The 19,238-nt window shown below is 64.7% G+C and carries 14 protein-coding genes and 1 pseudogene; 8 read left to right on the forward strand and 7 right to left on the reverse strand.

Features of this window, described 5'->3' with window-relative positions; genetic code table 11:
* Positions 1–182 precede the first annotated feature (182 nt).
* On the forward strand, positions 183–2,387 hold the full coding sequence (locus tag FFY45_RS17245) for a TonB-dependent siderophore receptor (protein ID WP_176341348.1): 2,205 nt from the start codon (positions 183–185) through the stop codon (positions 2,385–2,387).
* A gap of 79 nt (positions 2,388–2,466) precedes the next feature.
* On the opposite strand, the gene FFY45_RS17250 is transcribed toward FFY45_RS17245, so the two are convergent.
* On the reverse strand, positions 2,467–3,504 hold the full coding sequence (locus FFY45_RS17250; protein WP_176341349.1) for a patatin-like phospholipase family protein: 1,038 nt from the start codon (positions 3,502–3,504) through the stop codon (positions 2,467–2,469).
* Between the two features lie 202 nt (positions 3,505–3,706).
* The gene (locus tag FFY45_RS17255; protein WP_176341350.1) at positions 3,707–4,540 is read right to left on the reverse strand and encodes an ABC transporter ATP-binding protein; all 834 of its coding nucleotides are present in this window, start codon (positions 4,538–4,540) and stop codon (positions 3,707–3,709) included.
* A 151-nt stretch (positions 4,541–4,691) separates the two neighbouring features.
* Between FFY45_RS17255 and FFY45_RS17260 the strand changes: the two genes are divergently transcribed.
* The 4 genes from FFY45_RS17260 (at position 4,692) to FFY45_RS17275 (ending at position 8,549) form a co-directional block, all read left to right on the forward strand.
* Complete coding sequence (locus FFY45_RS17260) at positions 4,692–5,897, forward strand: DesA family fatty acid desaturase (protein ID WP_176341351.1); 1,206 nt, start codon at positions 4,692–4,694, stop codon at positions 5,895–5,897.
* A gap of 61 nt (positions 5,898–5,958) precedes the next feature.
* Entirely contained in the window at positions 5,959–6,282 is a 324-nt protein-coding gene (locus tag FFY45_RS17265; protein WP_217902630.1) for an EF-hand domain-containing protein, read from the forward strand.
* A gap of 60 nt (positions 6,283–6,342) precedes the next feature.
* Positions 6,343–7,080, forward strand: coding sequence for an ATP-binding cassette domain-containing protein (locus FFY45_RS17270; RefSeq protein ID WP_176341353.1), 738 nt, complete (start codon positions 6,343–6,345; stop codon positions 7,078–7,080).
* A complete protein-coding gene (locus tag FFY45_RS17275) occupies positions 7,077–8,549 on the forward strand; it encodes an ABC transporter permease/substrate-binding protein (RefSeq protein ID WP_176341354.1) in 1,473 nt (490 codons plus the stop codon). Before FFY45_RS17270 ends, FFY45_RS17275 begins: the two co-directional genes overlap by 4 nt.
* Positions 8,550–8,641: 92 nt before the next feature.
* Here the strand turns inward: FFY45_RS17275 and FFY45_RS17280 are convergent, their stop codons facing one another.
* Positions 8,642–9,823: an aminotransferase class V-fold PLP-dependent enzyme gene (locus FFY45_RS17280; RefSeq protein WP_176341355.1), complete on the reverse strand. Its 1,182-nt coding sequence runs from the start codon at positions 9,821–9,823 to the stop codon at positions 8,642–8,644.
* 65 nt (positions 9,824–9,888) lie between these two features.
* Between FFY45_RS17280 and egtB the strand changes: the two genes are divergently transcribed.
* Entirely contained in the window at positions 9,889–11,178 is a 1,290-nt protein-coding gene (egtB, locus tag FFY45_RS17285) for an ergothioneine biosynthesis protein EgtB (protein WP_176341356.1), read from the forward strand.
* Positions 11,175–12,161, forward strand: coding sequence for an L-histidine N(alpha)-methyltransferase (egtD, locus tag FFY45_RS17290; protein ID WP_176341357.1), 987 nt, complete (start codon positions 11,175–11,177; stop codon positions 12,159–12,161). Before egtB ends, egtD begins: the two co-directional genes overlap by 4 nt.
* 57 nt (positions 12,162–12,218) lie before the next feature.
* Here egtD and FFY45_RS17295 read toward each other — a convergent pair whose 3' ends face one another.
* The 3 genes from FFY45_RS17295 to FFY45_RS17305 all read right to left on the reverse strand — a co-directional run bounded on the left by FFY45_RS17295 (position 12,219) and on the right by FFY45_RS17305 (position 17,879).
* A complete protein-coding gene (locus FFY45_RS17295) occupies positions 12,219–13,496 on the reverse strand; it encodes a HipA domain-containing protein (protein ID WP_176341358.1) in 1,278 nt (425 codons plus the stop codon).
* Positions 13,493–14,047 (reverse strand): type II toxin-antitoxin system Y4mF family antitoxin, encoded by a 555-nt coding sequence (locus tag FFY45_RS17300; RefSeq protein ID WP_255172031.1) that lies wholly within the window; start codon positions 14,045–14,047, stop codon positions 13,493–13,495. Before FFY45_RS17300 ends, FFY45_RS17295 begins: the two co-directional genes overlap by 4 nt.
* Positions 14,048–14,171: 124 nt before the next feature.
* Entirely contained in the window at positions 14,172–17,879 is a 3,708-nt protein-coding gene (locus FFY45_RS17305) for an indolepyruvate ferredoxin oxidoreductase family protein (RefSeq protein WP_176341359.1), read from the reverse strand.
* Positions 17,880–18,042: 163 nt separating this feature from the next.
* Here FFY45_RS17305 and FFY45_RS17310 point away from each other — a divergent pair, with 163 nt between their 5' ends.
* Positions 18,043–18,681 (forward strand): tetratricopeptide repeat protein, encoded by a 639-nt coding sequence (locus FFY45_RS17310; RefSeq protein ID WP_006453198.1) that lies wholly within the window; start codon positions 18,043–18,045, stop codon positions 18,679–18,681.
* A 425-nt stretch (positions 18,682–19,106) separates the two neighbouring features.
* Here FFY45_RS17310 and FFY45_RS17315 read toward each other — a convergent pair.
* Positions 19,107–19,238 (reverse strand): annotated as a pseudogene (locus FFY45_RS17315) (IS110 family transposase); the annotation flags it as partial.

Raw genomic sequence — 19,238 nt, forward strand, 5'->3', positions numbered from 1 at the left:
ACTTGCCTCTCAAACGCTAACGATTTACATTTGCATAACTTCTGGCCGCGTCCGGTCATGTCGTTCCCCGTCGATCCGCCAGCCCCGCAGGGCCAGCCAGCTCGTCGCCCGAGTGGGACGCGCACGCCTGCCTGCAGCTTCCTGACGCCCAGCGTCCGCACCGATCGATGAGAACCCCTCCAATGCCCGCGATTTCCGCTCCTCTGGCCACGCTGTCCGCCGCCTTGCTATGCGCGCTGGCGATGACGCCTTGCGCTGCCCACGCCGCCGATGCAAGTAACGCCAAGACGCTCGACAAGGTCAGCGTCAACGGCACGGTCAGCCGCGCGCAGCCGGCCACCACCACGCGGCTGCCGCTGACCTTGCAGGAAACGCCGCAGTCGGTGAGCGTGATCGGGCTGCAACGGCTGGAAGACGAGTCGCTTTTCAGCATCGACGATGTGATGCGCAACGTCACAGGCGTTAACGTGTCGTTCTACGACACCCAGCGTCCGTTGTATTTCGCGCGCGGCTTCCAGATCACCGACTTCCAGGTCGACGGCTTGCCCACCTACAGCGGTTCCACCAACCAGGAATACGACACGGTCTTTTACGACCGCATCGAAGTGATCCGCGGCGCCAATGGCCTGCTCACCGGCGCGGGCATTCCCTCGGCCACGGTCAACCTGCTGCGCAAGCGGCCCGGCAAGGAGTTCGATGCCTCGTTCGCGGTGAGCGCGGGCACCTGGGATTTCCGCCGCATGCAGGCCGACGTCAACGCACCGCTGACCGAAGACGGGCGCTGGCGCAGCCGCGTGGTGGCGGCCTGGCAGGACCGCGATTACTACTACGACCGTTACCACGACAACAAGATGTCGGGCATGGCGGTGCTGGAAGGCGATCTGACCGACAGCACCACGCTCACCGTCGGTTACCAGCGCCAGGACAACAGCCCGGTCGGCTCGACCTGGGGCACGGTGCCGTTCTTCGCCGCCGATGGCTCGCTGGCCAACCTGTCGCGCTCCACCAACCTGGCGCCGGAGTGGACTCGCTGGCAGCGCGAAACCAGCACCGCGTTCGCCAACCTGGAACAACGCTTCGGCGAGGACTGGCTGTTGCGCGTCAACACCGCGCACACCAAGGGCAATGTGCAGAGCCTGCGCGTGTACGGCACCGGCTATCCGGCCGCCGATGGCAGCGGCATGTTTCTACGCACCGCTGCCGGCGAGACCGAAGACACCCGCGATAGCGTGGATGTGTATCTGTCCGGTGGGTTCTCGTTGTTCGGGCGCCAGCACGATGTGGTGGTCGGCGGCAGCTGGCAGGATCTGCAATCGACCTCCTACGGCGTGGCGCAGACCTATCCCGACGACTGGGCCACCTGCCCCAACGACTTCGGTCCGCCCGAGCGCTGCTATTTCATACCCAATATCCGCAACTGGGATGGCAATGCGTCCGAAGTGACCTATGCGCGCACCGGCCGACGCAGCGAAGCGCGCACCACCCAGCGCGGCGTGTATGCCTCCACACGGTTTCGTCTGGCCGACCCGCTGTCGTTGATCGCTGGCGCACGCCTGAGTTCCTGGGAAACCCGCACCCAGGCCTTCGACACCAGCGGCACCTACACCGGCACCAGCGGCCGCTATGAAGTGAGCGACGAAGTCACCCCGTACGTCGGCCTGGTCTACGACATCGTGCCGGACGTCTCGCTCTACGCCAGCTACACCGAAATCTTCAATCCGCAGAACTACCGCGACAAGGACAACAACCTGCTCGCGCCGGTGGAAGGCTCCAACCTGGAAGCCGGCATCAAGGCGCAATTGCTCGACGGCCATGCGATGGCCACCGCCGCCGTGTTCGAGGCCAAGCAGGACAACTTCGCCGTGCGCGACATGACCCAGCCGGAATCCTCGCTGCCGGACGGCAATTCGGCCTACATCGGCATCAACGGCACCAAGAGCCGTGGCTGGGAAATGGATATCAACGGCGAGATCCTGCCCGGCTGGACCGTCAATGCCGGCTTTACCCACGTCAAGGTGACGCGCCCGCCCACCGATGCGATCTACGCCAACCTGCCCGAGGATTATCTGCAGCTGTCCACGCAGTTGCGCCTGCCTGGCGTCTGGGAGCGCCTGAGCATCGGCGGCGGCGTCAGCTGGCAGAGCGCGGTACGCGGTTTCAATATCGAGCGCCCCACCGGTGACGGCACCGGCGCCACCACACCGGTGACCGTGGTGCAGAACGCGTACGCCTTGGTGCACTTCAACGCCAACTATCGCATCAGCGATCAGTGGACGGCCACGCTGGCGGTGCGCAACGCCTTCGACAAGACCTATTGGGCCAATCTGGATTATCAGAATTACGGCGAGCCGCGGTTTGTCAGCGTGTCGTTGCGTTGGCGGTATTGAGGCGTTGCCGATGATGCTGATGCGTTACAGGTAACGCATCGCGGCCAAGGCCGCTCCTACAAGAGCGGTCTTGGCCGCATCACGGCGCCACGCAGGCCTCTTCCTTGCCGCGCAATTTCTCCCAGCGCGAGCGCTCTTCCAGACAGCGCCGATACGCTTCCGCTTTTGCGGCGGCAGCCTGATCGGCGGCCGTGCGGGTAGCGCTGCTGCGCTGCGCCTGCAACTGCGCGATCTTGGCGCGGATTTGCGGCATCGCCGCCATCGCGGCGCGCTCGCCTTCCAGGATGGCCGCGCCACGCTGGTTGAAATCGGCCGAACCGATGTCGCTGACCTTGGGGCGGATCACCACATCGGCACGCTTGAGTTCGGCCTCGCCCAGGCGCTGGCCCATGATCGAGATCGATTGGTTGACCGTGCCGAGCAGGTCGCCAGGATTCTTGCCGCTGGCCTTGCTGGAAATATCCACCGCCACCACGAACTCGGCGCCGAGCTGACGCGCGGCATCCACCGGCACCGGGCTGACCACGCCGCCGTCGACGTAGTGGTACTGGCCGATGGTCACCGGCTCGAACACGCCGGGAATACTGCTGGATGCGCGTACCGCCTGACCGGCATTACCGCGTACGAACACGGTGCGCTCGCCGTCTTCCAGCCGCGTGGCCACTGCAGCGAACGGCTTGCGCAATTTGTCGATCGGTTTGCCGCCGAGCTGCTCGTTGACGTAGTCCTGCAACTTCTGGCCCTGCACCAGCCCGCCGGAGAAGATCCGCACATCGCGGATGCTGGTCTGGTCGAGTGCAACGGCTTTTTCCTGCATCTGGAACGCGTCCATGCCGCTGGCATACAACGCGCCGACCACGCTGCCGGCGCTGGTGCCCGACACCACCACCGGCGCAAAGCCGTTGGCTTCGAGCATCTTGATCACGCCGATATGCGCAAAGCCCTTGGCCGCGCCGCCCCCGAGCGCCACGCCGATCTTCACCGGCTTGGGCGTGCTGGCGGAGGGCGCCTGCACGACAGGTGCCGGCATGGCAGGACGCGGTTCACCGCCGCAGGCCGAGAGCAGGCCGAGCAACGACATCAGGGCGAGAAAGCGTGGGCGGCGGAGCGCGGTCATGGCGACGGGATGTTGGATGGATGGCGAGGGAGAATACACGCGTCGCGCGATCAACCGCTGTTCCTTCTCCCCACGGGAGAAGGTGCCCCACAGGGGCGGGTGAGGGTACGAGCGAAGCCTGGTGTCATCTGATTCCACGTGTGGCTTCACCCCGTACCCTTACCCCAGCCCCCCGCTCCGCGCCCCGTCGCCCGCAAGCAACTCAGCCTTCCCCAACCGTCGCCCAATAACGCTCGCCATCGCGCTGCACCCGCACCGGGCCGTCGAACACTGCCGAGAGGCTGGCGTCGGTGAGCAGCGCATCGCGCGTGCCATCGGCCACCACGCTGCCGGCGCGTAGCAGGATCACCCGCGCGATCTCCGGCACGATCTCTTCGATGTGGTGGGTCACCAGTACCAGCGTGATGCCTTGCTGGGCGAGGTGACGCATGCTGTCGAGCAGGTGTTGCCGCGCGAGCAGATCCAGACCGGTGGACGGCTCGTCCAGCAGCAGTGCCTGCGGCCGGTTCACCAACGCCCGCGCAATCAGCACGCGGCGGGTTTCGCCGGCCGACAACTCGGCAAATTGCCGATCCAGCAGCGGCAGTGCGCGCGCCAATGCAAGCGCCTCACGTGCCCGCGCGCGCATGTCGTCGCTGACGTCGCGATGCGGCGGCACTACGTAGCTGGCGAAGAACCCGGACAGCACCGCGCTCTCCACATCCAGCCCCGGCATGTCGGCCAGGTTGACGCTTAGATCGCCGGTGACGATGCCCAGCTGCGAGCGCAAACGATCCACTTGCCAGCGCGTCTGGCCCAGCACTTTCACCGCCGGCTGGCCGTCGGCACGCACCAGCGGATACAGCTCGCGCGTGATCAGTTTGATGAAGGAGGATTTGCCGCAGCCATTGGGCCCCAGGATGGCGGTGTGTTGCCCCAGTGCAATGCGCAGGCTCAAGGCGTGCAGCACGCGCACCTGCCCACGCATCACGCTGGCCTGGTCGAGTTCGATCAACGGGACGGCATTTTCGACAGCAGAATCGGCAGCAACAGTCATACGGATGACATCAACCAAGTGAGGAAAGGAGACGTGTGAACCGCTTTAGGAATGCAGGGCTCACCCTACGCATCCGAAGGGTGAAGTTTGCCGTCATCGCCCCCATCATGTCTGCATCGACCAAAGAGATGGCGCCGCTGTGGAACTGCCGATGTTGTCCGATCCGATCATCGACTTGCTGACCTCCGGCGTGGCCGGGCTGGGCGTCTGGAGCATGCTGGCGGTGCTGCTGGTGTTCACCCAGCTCACCATCTTCGCGGTGACCTTGTACCTGCATCGCAGCCAGGCGCACCGGGGTGTGGATTTTCATCCGGTCGTTGCGCACGTCTTCCGCTTCTGGACCTGGCTCACCACCTCGATGATCACCCGTGAATGGGTGGCGATCCATCGCAAGCATCACGCCAAGGTCGAGACCGAGGAAGACCCGCACAGCCCGCAGACCAAGGGCATCGGCCAGGTGTTCTGGCGCGGCGTGGAGCTGTACCGCGAAGCGCGCGCGCAGCGTGCCGATATCGAGCAGTACGGCAAGGGCGCACCGACCGACTGGATCGAGCGTCACCTATATACCCCGCATGCCAACGCCGGCCCGATCGCGTTGCTGGTCATCAACGCGGTGCTGTTCGGCCTGCCGGGCATTGCGTTGTGGGCGATCCAGATGGCGTGGATTCCGTTCTGGGCCGCCGGCGTGGTCAACGGCCTGGGCCACTGGTGGGGCTATCGCAATTTCGAATCCGCCGACACTTCCACCAACCTCACGCCGTGGGCGCTGTGGATCGGTGGCGAAGAACTGCACAACAACCATCACGCGTTCCCGAGCTCGGCGCGGTTTTCGATGCGGCGCTGGGAGCTGGATATCGGCTGGGTCGCGATTCGCGGTTTGCAGGCCCTGGGTCTGGCCAAGGTGCTGCGCGTTGCGCCATCGCTGGATATCCGCCCGAACATCGCCGTGCCCGATGCCGACACACTCAAGGCCTTGCTGTCGCATCGCTTCCAGGCCATGACCGACTACCAACGCAATGTGCTCAAGCCGGCACTGCGCGAAGAAGCTGCCGCCACCGGCGCCAAGTTGCGGCAGTTGCTGCCGCGCCGCTTGCGTAAGGGCCTGGTCGACGACGGACGCTGGCTCAAGCCCGACGCGCGCGAACAGTTGCAGCGCTGGGTGGCCGAGCGCCCACGCATGCGCACGCTGGTCGAGTACCGGGCGCGCTTGACCGCCGTGCTGGAAGCGCGTAGCCATGATGCCTCCGAACGGCTCAAGCACCTGCAGCAGTGGTGTCATGAGGCCGAAGCCAGCGGCAATGCCGCCTTGCAGGCGTATGCGGCGCGGCTCAAGGGTTATGCGCTGAGTGGCTCTTAAGCGCGGTGGCACGCGTGCCGATGTGCGCGCGCGTGGATCGCATGGCTCGATCGTGCGTAGCATGCTGATGGTGTGTGGTGTGTGCGGTCCTGCGCTTGTCGCGCAGGCCCAGGTACAGGACAGCCAGCAGTATCTGCAACGGATGGATACCGACGGCGATGGACGTGTCAGCCGTGACGAATATCTGGCCTGGATGAGCTACGCCTTCGACCAACGCGACCTGGACCACGACGGCGTGCTGCAGGGCGATGAGCTGCCGGGTCGTCGCGGCAAGCCGATCACCCGCGCGGCCCATCGCGCCACGCTGAGCGAGCGTTTCGCGCGGCAGGATGCCAACGGCGATGGCTCTCTGAGCGCGCGCGAGTTGCTGGCGCCGCCGCGGTGATGGGCGCCGGCACGGCTGCCTTCGCGCTCATCTGACACCACGTTCGGCAAGCTCGTGCGTATGTTCACTCTCGACCAGGTCAGCCGTCGCTACGGCCAGGCCATTGCCCTCGATGCAGTCACGCTGACATTCGCCAGCGGGATCACTACCGCCTTGATCGGCCCCAGTGGCGCCGGCAAGTCCACCGTGCTGCGCATGCTGGTGGGGCTGGAATGGCCTGACAGCGGCACGGTCGCCTTCGACGGCACGTCGCTGCAACGCGCCAGCCTGCAGGCGCAGCGGCAACGCATCGGTTACGTGATCCAGGAAGGTGGGCTGTTTCCGCATCTGGATGCGCGCAGCAATGTCGTCTTGCTGGCGCAGACGCTGGGCTGGACGCGGCAACGCATCGATGAGCGTCTGGAGACTTTGTGCACGCTGTGTCAGTTGCCGCCGGAATTGTTGAGGCGCTACCCGGCCGAGCTATCGGGCGGGCAGCGCCAGCGTGTGGGCTTGATCCGCGCCTTGATGCTGGATCCACCGGCCTTGCTGCTGGACGAACCGCTGGGAGCGCTGGACCCCATCGTGCGCTACGACCTGCAAGCGCAGATGCGCGCACTGTTCGCCCAGCTCGGCAAGACCGTGGTGCTGGTGACGCATGACGTGGCCGAAGCCGCGTATCTGGCCGACACCTTGGTGCTGATGCGCGCCGGCCGCGTGGTGCAGCAGGGCAGTGCACGCAGCTTGCTCGAACATCCGGCCGATCCGTTCGTGCAGCGCTTTCTCACTGCGCAGCGCAGCATCGGCGACGCCGCATGATCGCGCGCGTGCTGCTCGCACTGTGTGTGCTGATCTGCAGTGCCGGCGCGCAGGCCGCGCAGGTGACGATCGGCTCGAAGAACTTCACCGAAGCGGTTTTGCTGGGCGAGATCGCCACCGCCGCCGGCCAGCGCGATGGTGTGGAGGTGCAGCATCGCGCGCAGCTCGGTGGCACGCGCATCCTGTGGCGCGCGCTGGAGACCGGGCAGATCGATGCCTATGCCGAATACACCGGCACGCTGGCGCAGGAACTGCTGCAGCTGCCCAAGGCCAGCCAGGCCGAACTGCGCGCCGCACTGGACGCGCGCGGACTGGCGATGACCGACTCGCTCGGCTTCCAGAACACCTATGCCTTCGGCATGCGTGCCGAACGCGCACAGGCGCTCGGTATCGCGACGATGTCGGATCTTGCACGGCATCCAACGCTCACCATCGGCCTTAGCAACGAATTCATGCAACGCGCCGATGGCTGGCCTGGCGTACGCGCGGCGTATGCATTGCCGCAGACTGCGACCGGGCTCGATCACGATCTGGCCTATCGCGCGCTGCAGACCGGGGCGATCGAAGTCACCGATCTCTACAGCACCGATGCGGAAATTCCGTATTACCACTTGCAGGTGCTGCGCGACGACCGCCGGTATTTCCCCGAGTACCAGGCCGTGTTTTTGTATCGCAAGGACCTGGCACAACGTGCACCAGCGATGCTGAAGACATTGCAGGGGCTGCAAGGCCGCATCGACGAGGCGACCATGCAGCGGCTCAACGCGCAGGTGAAGCTGGAGCGTCAGTCCGAGGCGGCGGTGGCGGCGCAATGGCTGGGCGTCACGCCCGCATCCGAAGCTGATTCGCGTATCACGCGCCTGCTGCGGCACACGCGCGAACATCTGGCCCTGGTCGGCATCTCGTTGGGGTTTGCGTTGGTGATCGCGTTACCGCTGGGCGTGCTTGCGGCGCGGCGGCCACGGCTCGGGCAAGTGGTGCTGTCGTTGACCGGCGTGCTGCAGACCTTGCCTTCGCTGGCGGTGTTCGTCTTCATGATTCCGCTGTTCGGCATCGGCGCCAAACCTGCGATTGCCGCATTGTTTCTCTATAGCCTACTGCCGATCGTGCGCAACACACATGCCGGGCTCACCTCGATCCCGCGCGAGCTGCGCCAGACCGCTCAGGCGATCGGGCTGCCGGCGTGGACGCGCTTGTGGCGCGTGGAGTTGCCGTTGGCGCGTCGCACGATCGTGGCCGGCATCCAGACCGCAGCGGTGATCAATGTAGGCACCGCCACGCTGGGCGCGTTGATCGGCGCAGGGGGCTATGGTCAACCGATCCTCACCGGCATTCGTCTGGACGACATCGGCTTGATTCTGGAAGGCGCGATTCCCGCGGCGGTGCTTGCACTGCTGGTGCAGGCGGCGTTCGAAGGACTGGAGCGCTGGGTGACGCCGCGTGGGTTGCGGCTCAGCCAGCGTGGTTGAGCGCGTAGGAGCGGACCTGGCCGCGATGAGGCATTACCCCGGTAACGCCCCTTCGCGGCCAGGTCCGCTCCTACAAGCGCTGGCTTACCGCCTCATCCGTCTGGCAGCGCCGCAATCAAACGTAAGAGTGCCTGCTCGGTAACGCTCATGTGCGGTGCGATACGCAAACGCCCGTGCCGCCGTGTGCAGATCGCACCAAATTTGCCGAACGTTGCCGCCACTGCATCCAGCTGATCTGCTGGCGGCTGCAAGGCCGTGAGATGCGGTGCATGCCCAGGCGTGGACCAGCCGCCCAGACCACGTGCGTGCAAGGCCGCGTCCCACTGCGCGGTGAGCGCACCAAGCGCCTGTCCAATGCGTGCCGGTTGCCATGCGGTGACTTGCTGCAATGCCACCGTCGCCATCGCGATCCGCAAGGGATCGGCAACGCCGCCGGCATCGAACCGTCGTGCACCGCTGCGGTACGGCGGCGCTTTGGCGACCGGAAAGTCCCAACTGCTGCCGGCATCGCGGCCGATCCAGTGTTCTTCGATCGGCACGCCGTGCGCACGCCACTGCGGTGCCACCCACAGCCAAGCCAGTCCCATCGGCCCGAGCAGCCATTTGTGGCCGACACTGACCACAAAATCCGGTTGCCAGCGCGGCAGATCGGTCGGCAGCACGCCCAGACTCTGGCTCAGATCCAGCACCAATGCCGCGCCGCGCGCGTGCACCGCTGTGCTGATCCGGTCCAGGTCCAGTTGCCGCCCATCCAGCCAGTACGCGTGCGGCAGCGTCACGATGCGTAACGCAGGAGTGTCGGCAATCGCCTGCAATACCGCATCGGTGAGTGCGTCGCCGCCGGCCGTCGGCACCGCCACGATATGCGCACCGACTTCCACACAGCGCCGTTGCCAGATCAGCAAGTTGGACGGGAATTGTCCCTCCAGCAGCAACACCGCCTCGCCGCGTTGCAGCGGCAGGTTGCGTGCGGCAGTGGCCAACCCATGCGCGGCCGAGGGCAGCATCGCCACGCCATCGGTGTCGTGGTCGAACAAGCCAGCGGCAAGCGCACGCAAACATTCGATGTCGTGCAGCCATGCATCGAATGGCAGCTGCCAGGGCGTGGCCATCGCGTCGATAGCCTGACGCGCCACCGTTTGCACGGCGCGCAACAGCGGCCCGCGCGAGGCGGCATCCAGATACGTGATGTCGATAGGTAACGCGAATGCCTGCTGCCGATGTGCCCAGTCGATGGGGGCGGAGAGCAGGCTGGACAGGGAAGACGTGGACATGACCACAGCTTACCGCTGGCTGCCACGCTGCCGACACGGCGCGTTCACGGCCGCTCCTCAAGCATATGCCCATGTCTGCAATCTCCCCCGTGCTGGTCGACCACCAGCAACAGCAGCTGACCCTGCTGGAACGCTTCGCGCAGACCCGCGCGTTGAGCGATCGCCTCGCCGCACCGCTGAGCGCCGAAGACGCGATGGTGCAGAGCATGCCCGACGCCAGCCCCAGCAAATGGCATCTGGCGCATACCACCTGGTTCTTCGAACGCTTCGTGTTGCAGACAGATCCTGCGTACCGCGTGTTCGATCCGGCCTGGGATTTCTTGTTCAACAGCTACTACCAAAGCGTCGGCCCGATGCATGCGCGCGCACGCCGCGGTGTGCTATCGCGGCCCTCGTTGCAGCAGGTGCGCGATTACCGCGCTGCGGTCGATGCACAGATGCAGCAGCGCTTGCGCGATGGGCAATTAGACGCCCAGGCCTGCACCATCGTGCAACTCGGGATCCAGCATGAGCAGCAGCACCAGGAGTTGCTGCTCACCGACATCAAGCATGCGCTGTGGAGCAATCCGTTGCAGCCGGCCTATCGCGATGCGCCCGCACCGCCCGCCGCCATTGCCAGCACGCTGCGCTGGCATGCGCGCGACGAGCAGATCGTGGAGATCGGTGCAGCCGCGTGGCCGCAATCCGAAGCGTTTGCCTACGACAACGAATCGCCGCGTCACCGTGTTCTGGTCGGCGCGCATGCGCTGGCGCATCGCGTGGTCAGCAATGCCGAATTCCAGGAATTCATCGACGCTGGTGGTTACCGCAGCGCCGGCGCCTGGCTCAGCGATGGCTGGGCGATGGTGCAGGCGCAGGGCTGGCAGCGTCCGTTGTATTGGGATGCAGATGGACGCGAGTTCACGCTTGATGGCTGGCGTGCGCGCGATGCGCATGCACCGGTGTGCCATCTGAGTCTCTTCGAAGCCGATGCCTTCGCACGTTGGGCCGGCGCGCGTTTGCCCACCGAAACCGAGTGGGAGCAAGCCGCGACCGGTGTGCCGGTGCAAGGCAACTTCGTCGATGCCGACGCGCTGCATCCACGCGGCGCCGAAGCGGTGGATACCGGCCTGCAGCAGTTGTTCGGCGATGTCTGGGAGTGGACCGGCAGTGCGTATCTGCCGTATCCGGGTTTCGCGCCGTGGCACGGATCGCTGGGCGAATACAACGGCAAATTCATGAATGCGCAATGGGTGCTGCGCGGTGGCAGTTGTGCCACACCGGCCAGCCATATCCGCGCCAGTTACCGCAACTTTTTCCCATCCGATGCGCGTTGGCAGTTTGCCGGCGTGCGCCTTGCCAAGGATCTGCCTTGAACGCCGCCGCCCATGCCACCCAACGCGCTCACGCCGCGCTGACCGATCTGCAACCGCAACCGGACGACATCACCGCCGATGCGCTGGCGGGTTTGGCGCAGACGCCCAAGACGCTGCCGTCCAAGTATTTTTATGACGCGCGCGGTTCGCAGTTGTTCGAAGCCATCACCCAGCAGCCGGAGTATTACCTCACCGGCACCGAATTGCGTCTGCTGGAAGCCAGCATGCCGGCGATCGCGCAGGCGATCGGCCCCGAGGTGCATGTGGTTGAGTACGGCAGCGGCAGTGGCCGCAAGACCGAGTTGCTGCTGCAGGGCCTGCGCGATGTGGTGGCCTATACCCCGCTGGAAATCTCGCGCAGCGCCTTGCTCGACAGCACAGCGCGGCTGGCCCAGCAATTTCCGCAGATCCAGATGCTGCCAGTGTGCACCGACTTCACCAAGCCATTGCGGTTGCCCGATGCGCAGCGCCCGGCGCGTCGGCATCTGGTGTTCTTCCCCGGTTCCACGCTGGGCAATTTCACCGACGCCGCCGCCATCGAGTTGATGGATGCGATGCGCCAGACCATGGGCAGCGATGGTTGCGCATTGATCGGGATCGATCTCGACAAAGATGCCGCGCTGATCGAGGCCGCCTATAACGATGCCGCTGGCGTCACTGCCGAATTCACCTTGAATCTGCTGGCGCGGCTCAACCGCGAGATTGGCAGCGATTTCGATCTGGAGGGCTTCCGTCACCATGCGGTGTATGCACGCGAACGCGGCCGCATCGAGACGTTTCTGATCAGTCAACGCGCCCAGCACGTGCACGTAGGCGGCAAGGACTTCAACTTTGCCGAAGGCGAGGCGATGCAAGTCGAATACAGCTACAAATACACCGACGCCCGCTTCGCGGAGCTTGCCGCCGCCGCCGGGCTAAAAGTCACGCACGGCTGGAACGATGCCAAGGACTGGTTTGGGCTGCGCTTGCTGCGCCCGCTGTAACCAGCTGCTTTTTCGAATGTTATCGGTGCTTGGCGACGTGGTGGTCGTGTCGGTGCCTCAAACTGATTGCAGTAGTTTGAGCGCCCGCTGACATGCGGCGTGGATTGCGTCCACCAGCGCGTCCAGGATTGGATGCTCGATGCCTTCGCTTCGAAGTTCGATAGCAAGATCCTGCGCTTGGTCCGGCAGCTGATTGGCAGCCAGGCGCATCCACGCGAGACAAGCCGATGCCTCCAGGCGCATCTGCAGCGCAAGCTGTTGCCAATCGCTTGAACGGACATCCCACCAGCGATAGTGGCTGCCGATCTTCATCGCCAGCTTGATCTTGCGCTGTTGCAGATGCGGATAAGGCAGGGCGCTGGAGATGTCGTACAGCGGCGCCAGTCGCACTTGTCCCGCCTGGCCAAGCAACAACGAATAGTTCTTCGCATGCGCATCGGTGCCGCCGATCAGGTAATTGAAGACCAAGGCCTGAAACAGGCTTTCAACGTCTTGCCGCGCGTGCGAGGAGTGCATCCACAGCAGCTGCGCGATCTCGGTTGGTCCCGGGCCACCCTGGTGTTGATACTTGATCTGCGGCATCACTCCCAATGCCTGGCAGAAGTCTTCCTGATGGATGCGCAGCAGCGTGCCCTGGGTTGCGATGCGGTCATAGCGCTCGACACAGATGGCCGTCTCATCGCCAAACCTCAGCGCCTGGCCCGCTGCAGTCGACAGGCCGATCTTGCGCGCAAGGCGCAGGCAAAACAGTTCGTTCTCGACGAAGCCGTCGTATTCGCCGCTGGGTGGTTTGAGAATATGCGTGGTTGGAATGCGTCCGGCCGGGATGGCCCACTGCTGTCCGTCGTGCAGCAAGGCAATCTTGGCCTGCGCGCCGGCCAGACTGAATTGACCGACGTCGTCGATCTGGCGTGCTGCACCGACGTCCTGGCGCAGTCTGCGCAGGCGCATTTCCAACGCGCTCTCGGTGAGAGGCTCGATGCTGTCGTTGGCGCCGGACATGACGTCCTCAAGCCGGGCTGGAGTGACGAATTGCACCGCACCGGCACAGTCCTCGCCGACATGCGACAACAGCGCCAACGGATTGCGTGGCGAGACCTGAAATCTGGATGCCCAGCGTTGCAAGGTGGTTTCATTGTCGGGTAGCAAGCCCCAGACCACCGCGTTGACCGCATCGGTTGGGTGATGCTCCCGGCTGAGCGGAATGTTCAACGAAAGCGGTATCGCATTCGCCGACGCTCGCCAGGCAGGGTCGTAAGCAAATCGCGCACGGCCAGTAGCGTCGGCATCCAACTGGCCGACCACTTGGCTGCCCATCAGTGCAATCAGCTTCACTTGGCCTTCTTCTTGCTGATTGATCGCGCTTTTGGTGTGGCAGGTGTGGTCTTGCTACCGATGTCTGGTGCACGAGCGTTTTGTGAATTCGCCGCATCAGTCTCTGCTGCCTCTGCAGACGGCTGCTGCGATTTGCGCGGGCCGGTGCGTTGCGAAGGTTCCAGGACATGGAATGCACTCGGCTTGCCCACGTTCTTCAACGCGTAAAGCGAACTGAGCGGACGCTGGGTGCGATTGCGTTCGACGATGTCATCCAGGTTGATCGATGGCATGGCTGCGCGGTCGGGTGGAAGACGATGTCGAGCATCGGCGCCACCCGGGGCAAGCAGCAGCTCAAGGCCCAGCACCTGCAGCGCGCGCAGGATCAGTTGCAGCTCGGCGCGTGGCTTGCCTTTCTCGATATCGACGATCCACTGCCGGCTCGCGCCGATTTCATTGGCCAGACGTGCCTGATCCCAGCCCCGGCTCTTGCGAGTGGCGCGGATAACATTGCCGATGTCGGCAGGGGTACGCACAGTGTCCATGGTCTGAATGTAAGCGATCGGCGACATGGATTCAATGTCGCCGTTCGCTTACATTCCGCTTGGGATTTGCTACACCTTAAGCCCTGGACCGCGCTGTGCTGGCGAATGAGTTCGTTCGGTTACATATCCCCGATGTAACCGTTCGGCGACATCAAGCCGCCTGCACTACATGCAACGCCTTGGGATTGCGCCACTGCACCAGCAGCGCGGCCTCGCGTGCCTTGGCTTCGTGCAGATGCGCGTGCTTGATATGACCATAGCCGCGGATGTGTTCGGGAATGCTGGCGATCTGCGCGGCCAGGCCGACGTTGTCGGCATCCAGGCGCTCCAGCAGCGTTTCCACCGTTGCAACGTAATCAGTGATCAGTTGGCGTTCGCCACGCCGCTCGGCGCTATAGCCGAACACATCGAGCGTGCCGCCACGCAGGAACTTCAACCGCGCCAGCAGCTTGAAGGCGTTGAACATCCACGGCCCGTACTCGCGCTTGATCAGGTTGCCGTGCGCATCCTTCTTTGCCAGCAACGGCGGCGCCAGATGGAAGCGCAGCGTGTAGTCGCCTTCGAATTGTTGTTGCAGCCGGCGCTGGAAGTCGCCGCGCGTGTATAGCCGCGCCACTTCGTATTCGTCCTTGTAGGCCATCAGCTTGAAGGCATAACGCGCGACCGCTTCGCTCAATGCGCTGCTGCCGGGCGCATGTTGCGCCTCGTGCGTGCGTACGCGTTCGACCAGGGCGCGATAGCGCTGCGCGTAGGCGGCATCCTGATAATCGGTCAGAAAGCCGACGCGGCGCGCGATTGCTTCATCCAGCGACTGCGCCAGCTGCTCGTCGTCAAGCGGATGCGTCGGCGCATCGACATCGCCATGCAGCGTATTGCCCGTGCTTTGCGCCAACGCACGTGGCGCGCTCTGACCGCTGAGATCGTGGTCTTCCCAATTGCCGGGCGCACGCGCTTGCGGCGCATCGCCATGCGCGATGGCCGAGTCGCCCACGCTCGGCAAGCCCGCAGCGCGCCGCACTGCCGGCAGATCGACCGCAGCCAATCGCCCCCACGCGAACGCCTGCTGATTCATCGCCACCGCCGCACCGTTGAGCTCGATCGCGCGCATCAGCGCCGCATGCGACAACGGCACCAGCCCGTGTTGCCAGGCATAGCCGAGCACGAACAGGTTGCTGGCGATCGCATCGCCCAGCAGCGCGGTGGCCAGTTGCGTGGCATCCAGCAACAGCGGCTCCTGGCCGCCCAATGCGGTACGCACGCCAGCGATGATCTCGGCAGCGGGGAACTGCAGGTCCGGCTGGGTGGTGAAGTTGCCCGGCATTGCCTCATAAGTGTTGAGCACCACCTGGGTGCGGCCATCGCGCACCTTGGACAGGGCCCAGTAATCGTTGACCACCACCATGTCGCAGCCCAGCACCAGATCCGCTTCGCCGGCAGCGATGCGCACCGCGTGGATATCGGCCGGTCGGCGTGCGATGCGGATATGTGTTGTCACCGCGCCGCCCTTCTGCGCCAGCCCGGTCTGGTCCAGCACGGTGGCGCCCTTGCCTTCCAGATGCCCGGCCATGCCGAGCAACGCACCGATGGTCACCACGCCGGTGCCGCCGACGCCGGTGATCAGAATATTCCAGGGCTGTTCCAGCGCGGTGCGTTGTGGCGGCGCGGGCAACGTGTCGAACAGCGCGGTGGCATCGCGTTGTTTGCCCTTGCGCGGCTTGCCGCCATGCACGGTGACAAAGCTCGGGCAAAAGCCTGAGACGCAGGAATAATCCTTGTTGCAATTGGATTGATCGATCTGCCGCTTGCGACCGAATTCGGTTTCCTTGGGCAGCACCGACACGCAGAAGCTCTTTTCGCCGCAATCGCCGCAACCTTCGCAGACCAGCGAATTGATCATGACGCGCTTGGGTGGGTCGACCAACTTGCCGCGCTTGCGACGGCGGCGCTTTTCGGTGGCGCAGGTCTGATCGAAGATCAGGATCGACACACCCTTGACCGTGCGCAACTGCTGCTGCACCGCATCCAGTTCGCCACGGTCATGAAATGTCACATCGCTGGGAAAACGCTCGCGTCGCCGCGTCCATTTGCCGATCTCGTCGCTCACCACCACGATGTCGTGGATGCCTTCTGCGCGCAGCTGATGGGCGATGTCGGGCACGGTGAGCGTGCCGTCCACCGGCTGGCCGCCGGTCATGGCGACCGCATCGTTGTAGAGGATCTTGTAGGTGATGTTGACGCCGGTCGCGACCGACTGGCGGATCGCCAATGAGCCGCTGTGGAAATAGGTGCCGTCGCCCAGGTTCTGGAACACATGCGGCGTCTCGGTGAACGGCGCCTGCCCCGACCAGGTCACGCCTTCGCCGCCCATGTGGGTGAAGGTGTCGGTAGAGCGGTTCATCCAGGTCACCATGTAATGGCAACCGATGCCGCCCAGCGCACGCGAGCCTTCCGGCACCGCCGTGGAGGTATTGTGCGGGCACCCGGAGCAGTAATGCGGCACGCGCGGAAACAGCGCGCGCGGCAAGGCCATTTCGGCTTCCTTGCTGTCCATCCAGCGCAGCCGCTGTTCGATCGAGTCGGTCATCGCGCTGGATGGAAGCGTAAATCGCTGGATACGCTTGCCGATCACCGCGGCAATCGTGGCTGGCGTCAGCTCGCCGGTGGAGGGCAGGATCCACGCGCCGTGCTCGTCGTATTTGCCGACGATGCTCGGCCGCGCACCGGCGCTGGCCGGCCAGTTGTAGAACAGCTCCTTCATCTGGCGCTCGATGAAGGCTTTCTTCTCCTCCACCACCAGGATGTCTTCGAGCCCCTGCGCAAACGCGCTGATGCCCACCGGCTCCAGCGGCCAGGTCATGCCGACCTTGTAGACGCGGATGCCGATCTGCGCGCACGCCTGCGCATCCAGGCCCAGGTATTCCAGAGCCTGCAGCACATCGAGATAGCTCTTGCCGGTAGTGACGATGCCCAGCCGTGCATGTGGCGAATCCAGCACGACGCGGTCGATGTGATTGGCGCGCGCGAATGCCTGCGCGGCGGCGATCGCGTAGCGGTGCAGACGCATTTCCTGATCCACCGGCGGGTCCGGCCAGCGGATGCTCAAGCCGCCTGGCGGCAACGCGAAGTCCTCTGGCAGCACGATCGTGCGTGCGAACGGATCCACATCCACCGACGCGGAAGACTCCACCGTCTCGGCAATGGTCTTGAAGCCGATCCAGCGCCCGGTATAGCGGCTCATCGCCCAGCCGAGCAGGCCCATGTCCAGGATGTCCTGCACCCCGGCCGGGTTGAGGATCGGCATCATCGCGCTGACGAATTCTTCTTCCGAACCGTGCGGCAGCGTCGAGCTGCGGCAGGCATGGTCGTCGGCAGCCAGCGCCAGCACGCCGCCATATGGCGAAGTTCCGGCGGCGTTGCCGTGCTTGAACACGTCGCCGCTGCGGTCTACGCCCGGGCCCTTGCCGTACCACATGCCGTACACGCCCTGCACCTTGGCACCGGGGAACAGATTGGTCTGCTGGGTGCCCCAGACCATGGTGGCGGCCAGGTCTTCGTTGAGGCCGGGGGTGAAGGTCACCCTGGCCGCGTCCAGATGCTTGCGCGCGCGCCACAGCTCCAGATCGAAACCGCCCAGCGGGCTGCCGCGATAGCCGCTGATGAAGCCGGCAGTCGCAAGGCCGGCGGCGTCATCGCGCAGGCGTTGCATCAACGGCAGCCGCACCAGCGCCTGCACGCCTGACAAGTAGATGCGGCCATCGGCGCGCGTGTACTTGTGCTCCAGCGTGTAATCCGCATCCACCTGGCCGAGCTCCGGCGTGTTGGCAGAGTCGGGGGAAGAGAGTGCAGCAGTACTGGTCATGGCTTGCCCGGAAAGGGTGGCTGGAACCCAGGGCTCCAAAACGGCCTAACAATTGTAACAGCCGCTATTCACATGCCTGGCACACCGGGTGTGCATCGCAGCGACACTGAGGTTAGGATGGGACAGGGTTGGGGTTTGTCGTGTGTCGCAAGGGGAAAAACCAGTGAGAACGAAGTTCGCATGGGCCATTGCGTTGGCCCTGCTCGGGAGCGTGTGGTCGTTGGCGCAAGCGCAGAGCCTGCCCAAGCCCAAGGAGTTCTATTTCGACGAAGACCGCGGCACCACCAAAGCCGTGGTCGCCGTGCAGGGGCAGGGCGATGCGGTGGTCGACCGTCTGGCCGCGATGGTGCAGCGTGATGCACGTGCCGCCGAGCCGCGCGCGCAACTGGCCTCGTTGGCCTATGCCGGTGGGCGCACCCAGTTAGGCGACGAGCTCTACCAGGGGGCGTTGGGCCTGGTTTCCAGTGGTAGCCAGCAATATCGCGCTATCACCTGGAACTACGGCTGGGATCTGTTGCGTGCCGACAAGGCCGACAAGGCCTTGCAGCTGTGGGCCAACCTGGCCAACGGCCGCCCGGCCACGCCGCAATGGCTGCCCACGACTGCGGCGCTGGCGCTGTGGCGTGCCGGGCGTAAGCAGGAAGCGGTCGAGTGGTATGCCGCCGCCGTGCGCACCTGGCCTGAACGCTGGAGCAGCACCGCCAACTACGCCAGCCTGCTGCCGGACTGGCGTGAAGCAGAACGTGCCAGCCTGGCCGAGGTCTTCGCTGCGTGGCAGGCGAACCCGCCGGCGTTTCCGTGAGTCTTGGCACCGCGCTGCAGTTAACCGCGGCAGCGCGATGCCCTGCATTAGCCGAATCTGCGCGATAGGCAGGCTTTTTTTCATCCAGCCACCGACCAACGCCTTGATGAGGCGAGGGTGCCGCATATTCGACGTACCGGTTTTTTGGGCGACCGAGCGAAACCGCCAAGATTTGAAACGTAGACCCGGTGACATGAGTCGAAGGTGGAGAGATCAGTTGCAGAGCGGCTGATCTGCGGCTTGGTTGCAGGGCCCTTGCCCGCCCACCATCGCGGGACACGCCGCAAGTACGTCCGTGTAGCAACTGTGTTGATCAGGACCTCAACCCGCGACCTTTGAGCGGTTTCCTTCAGGCGCGTTCATCGGTAGGTGCCGGCCGCTGGCCGGCACGCTTTTTTGCGTTTGCGCATGGCCGTCAAATGCGCTCAGGCGGGCTGCATGGCGGCTCTTTCATCGCGCACGCGCGCATTGAGGATGACCAGCATCTTGCGCATCACCGCCACAAGGGCGACCTTGCCCTCCTTGCCGCGTGCCCGCAGCGCTCTGTAAAAATCGCG

The sequence above is a fragment of the Xanthomonas hortorum genome (genome assembly GCF_011305375.1).
Taxonomy (GTDB): domain Bacteria; phylum Pseudomonadota; class Gammaproteobacteria; order Xanthomonadales; family Xanthomonadaceae; genus Xanthomonas; species Xanthomonas hortorum_E.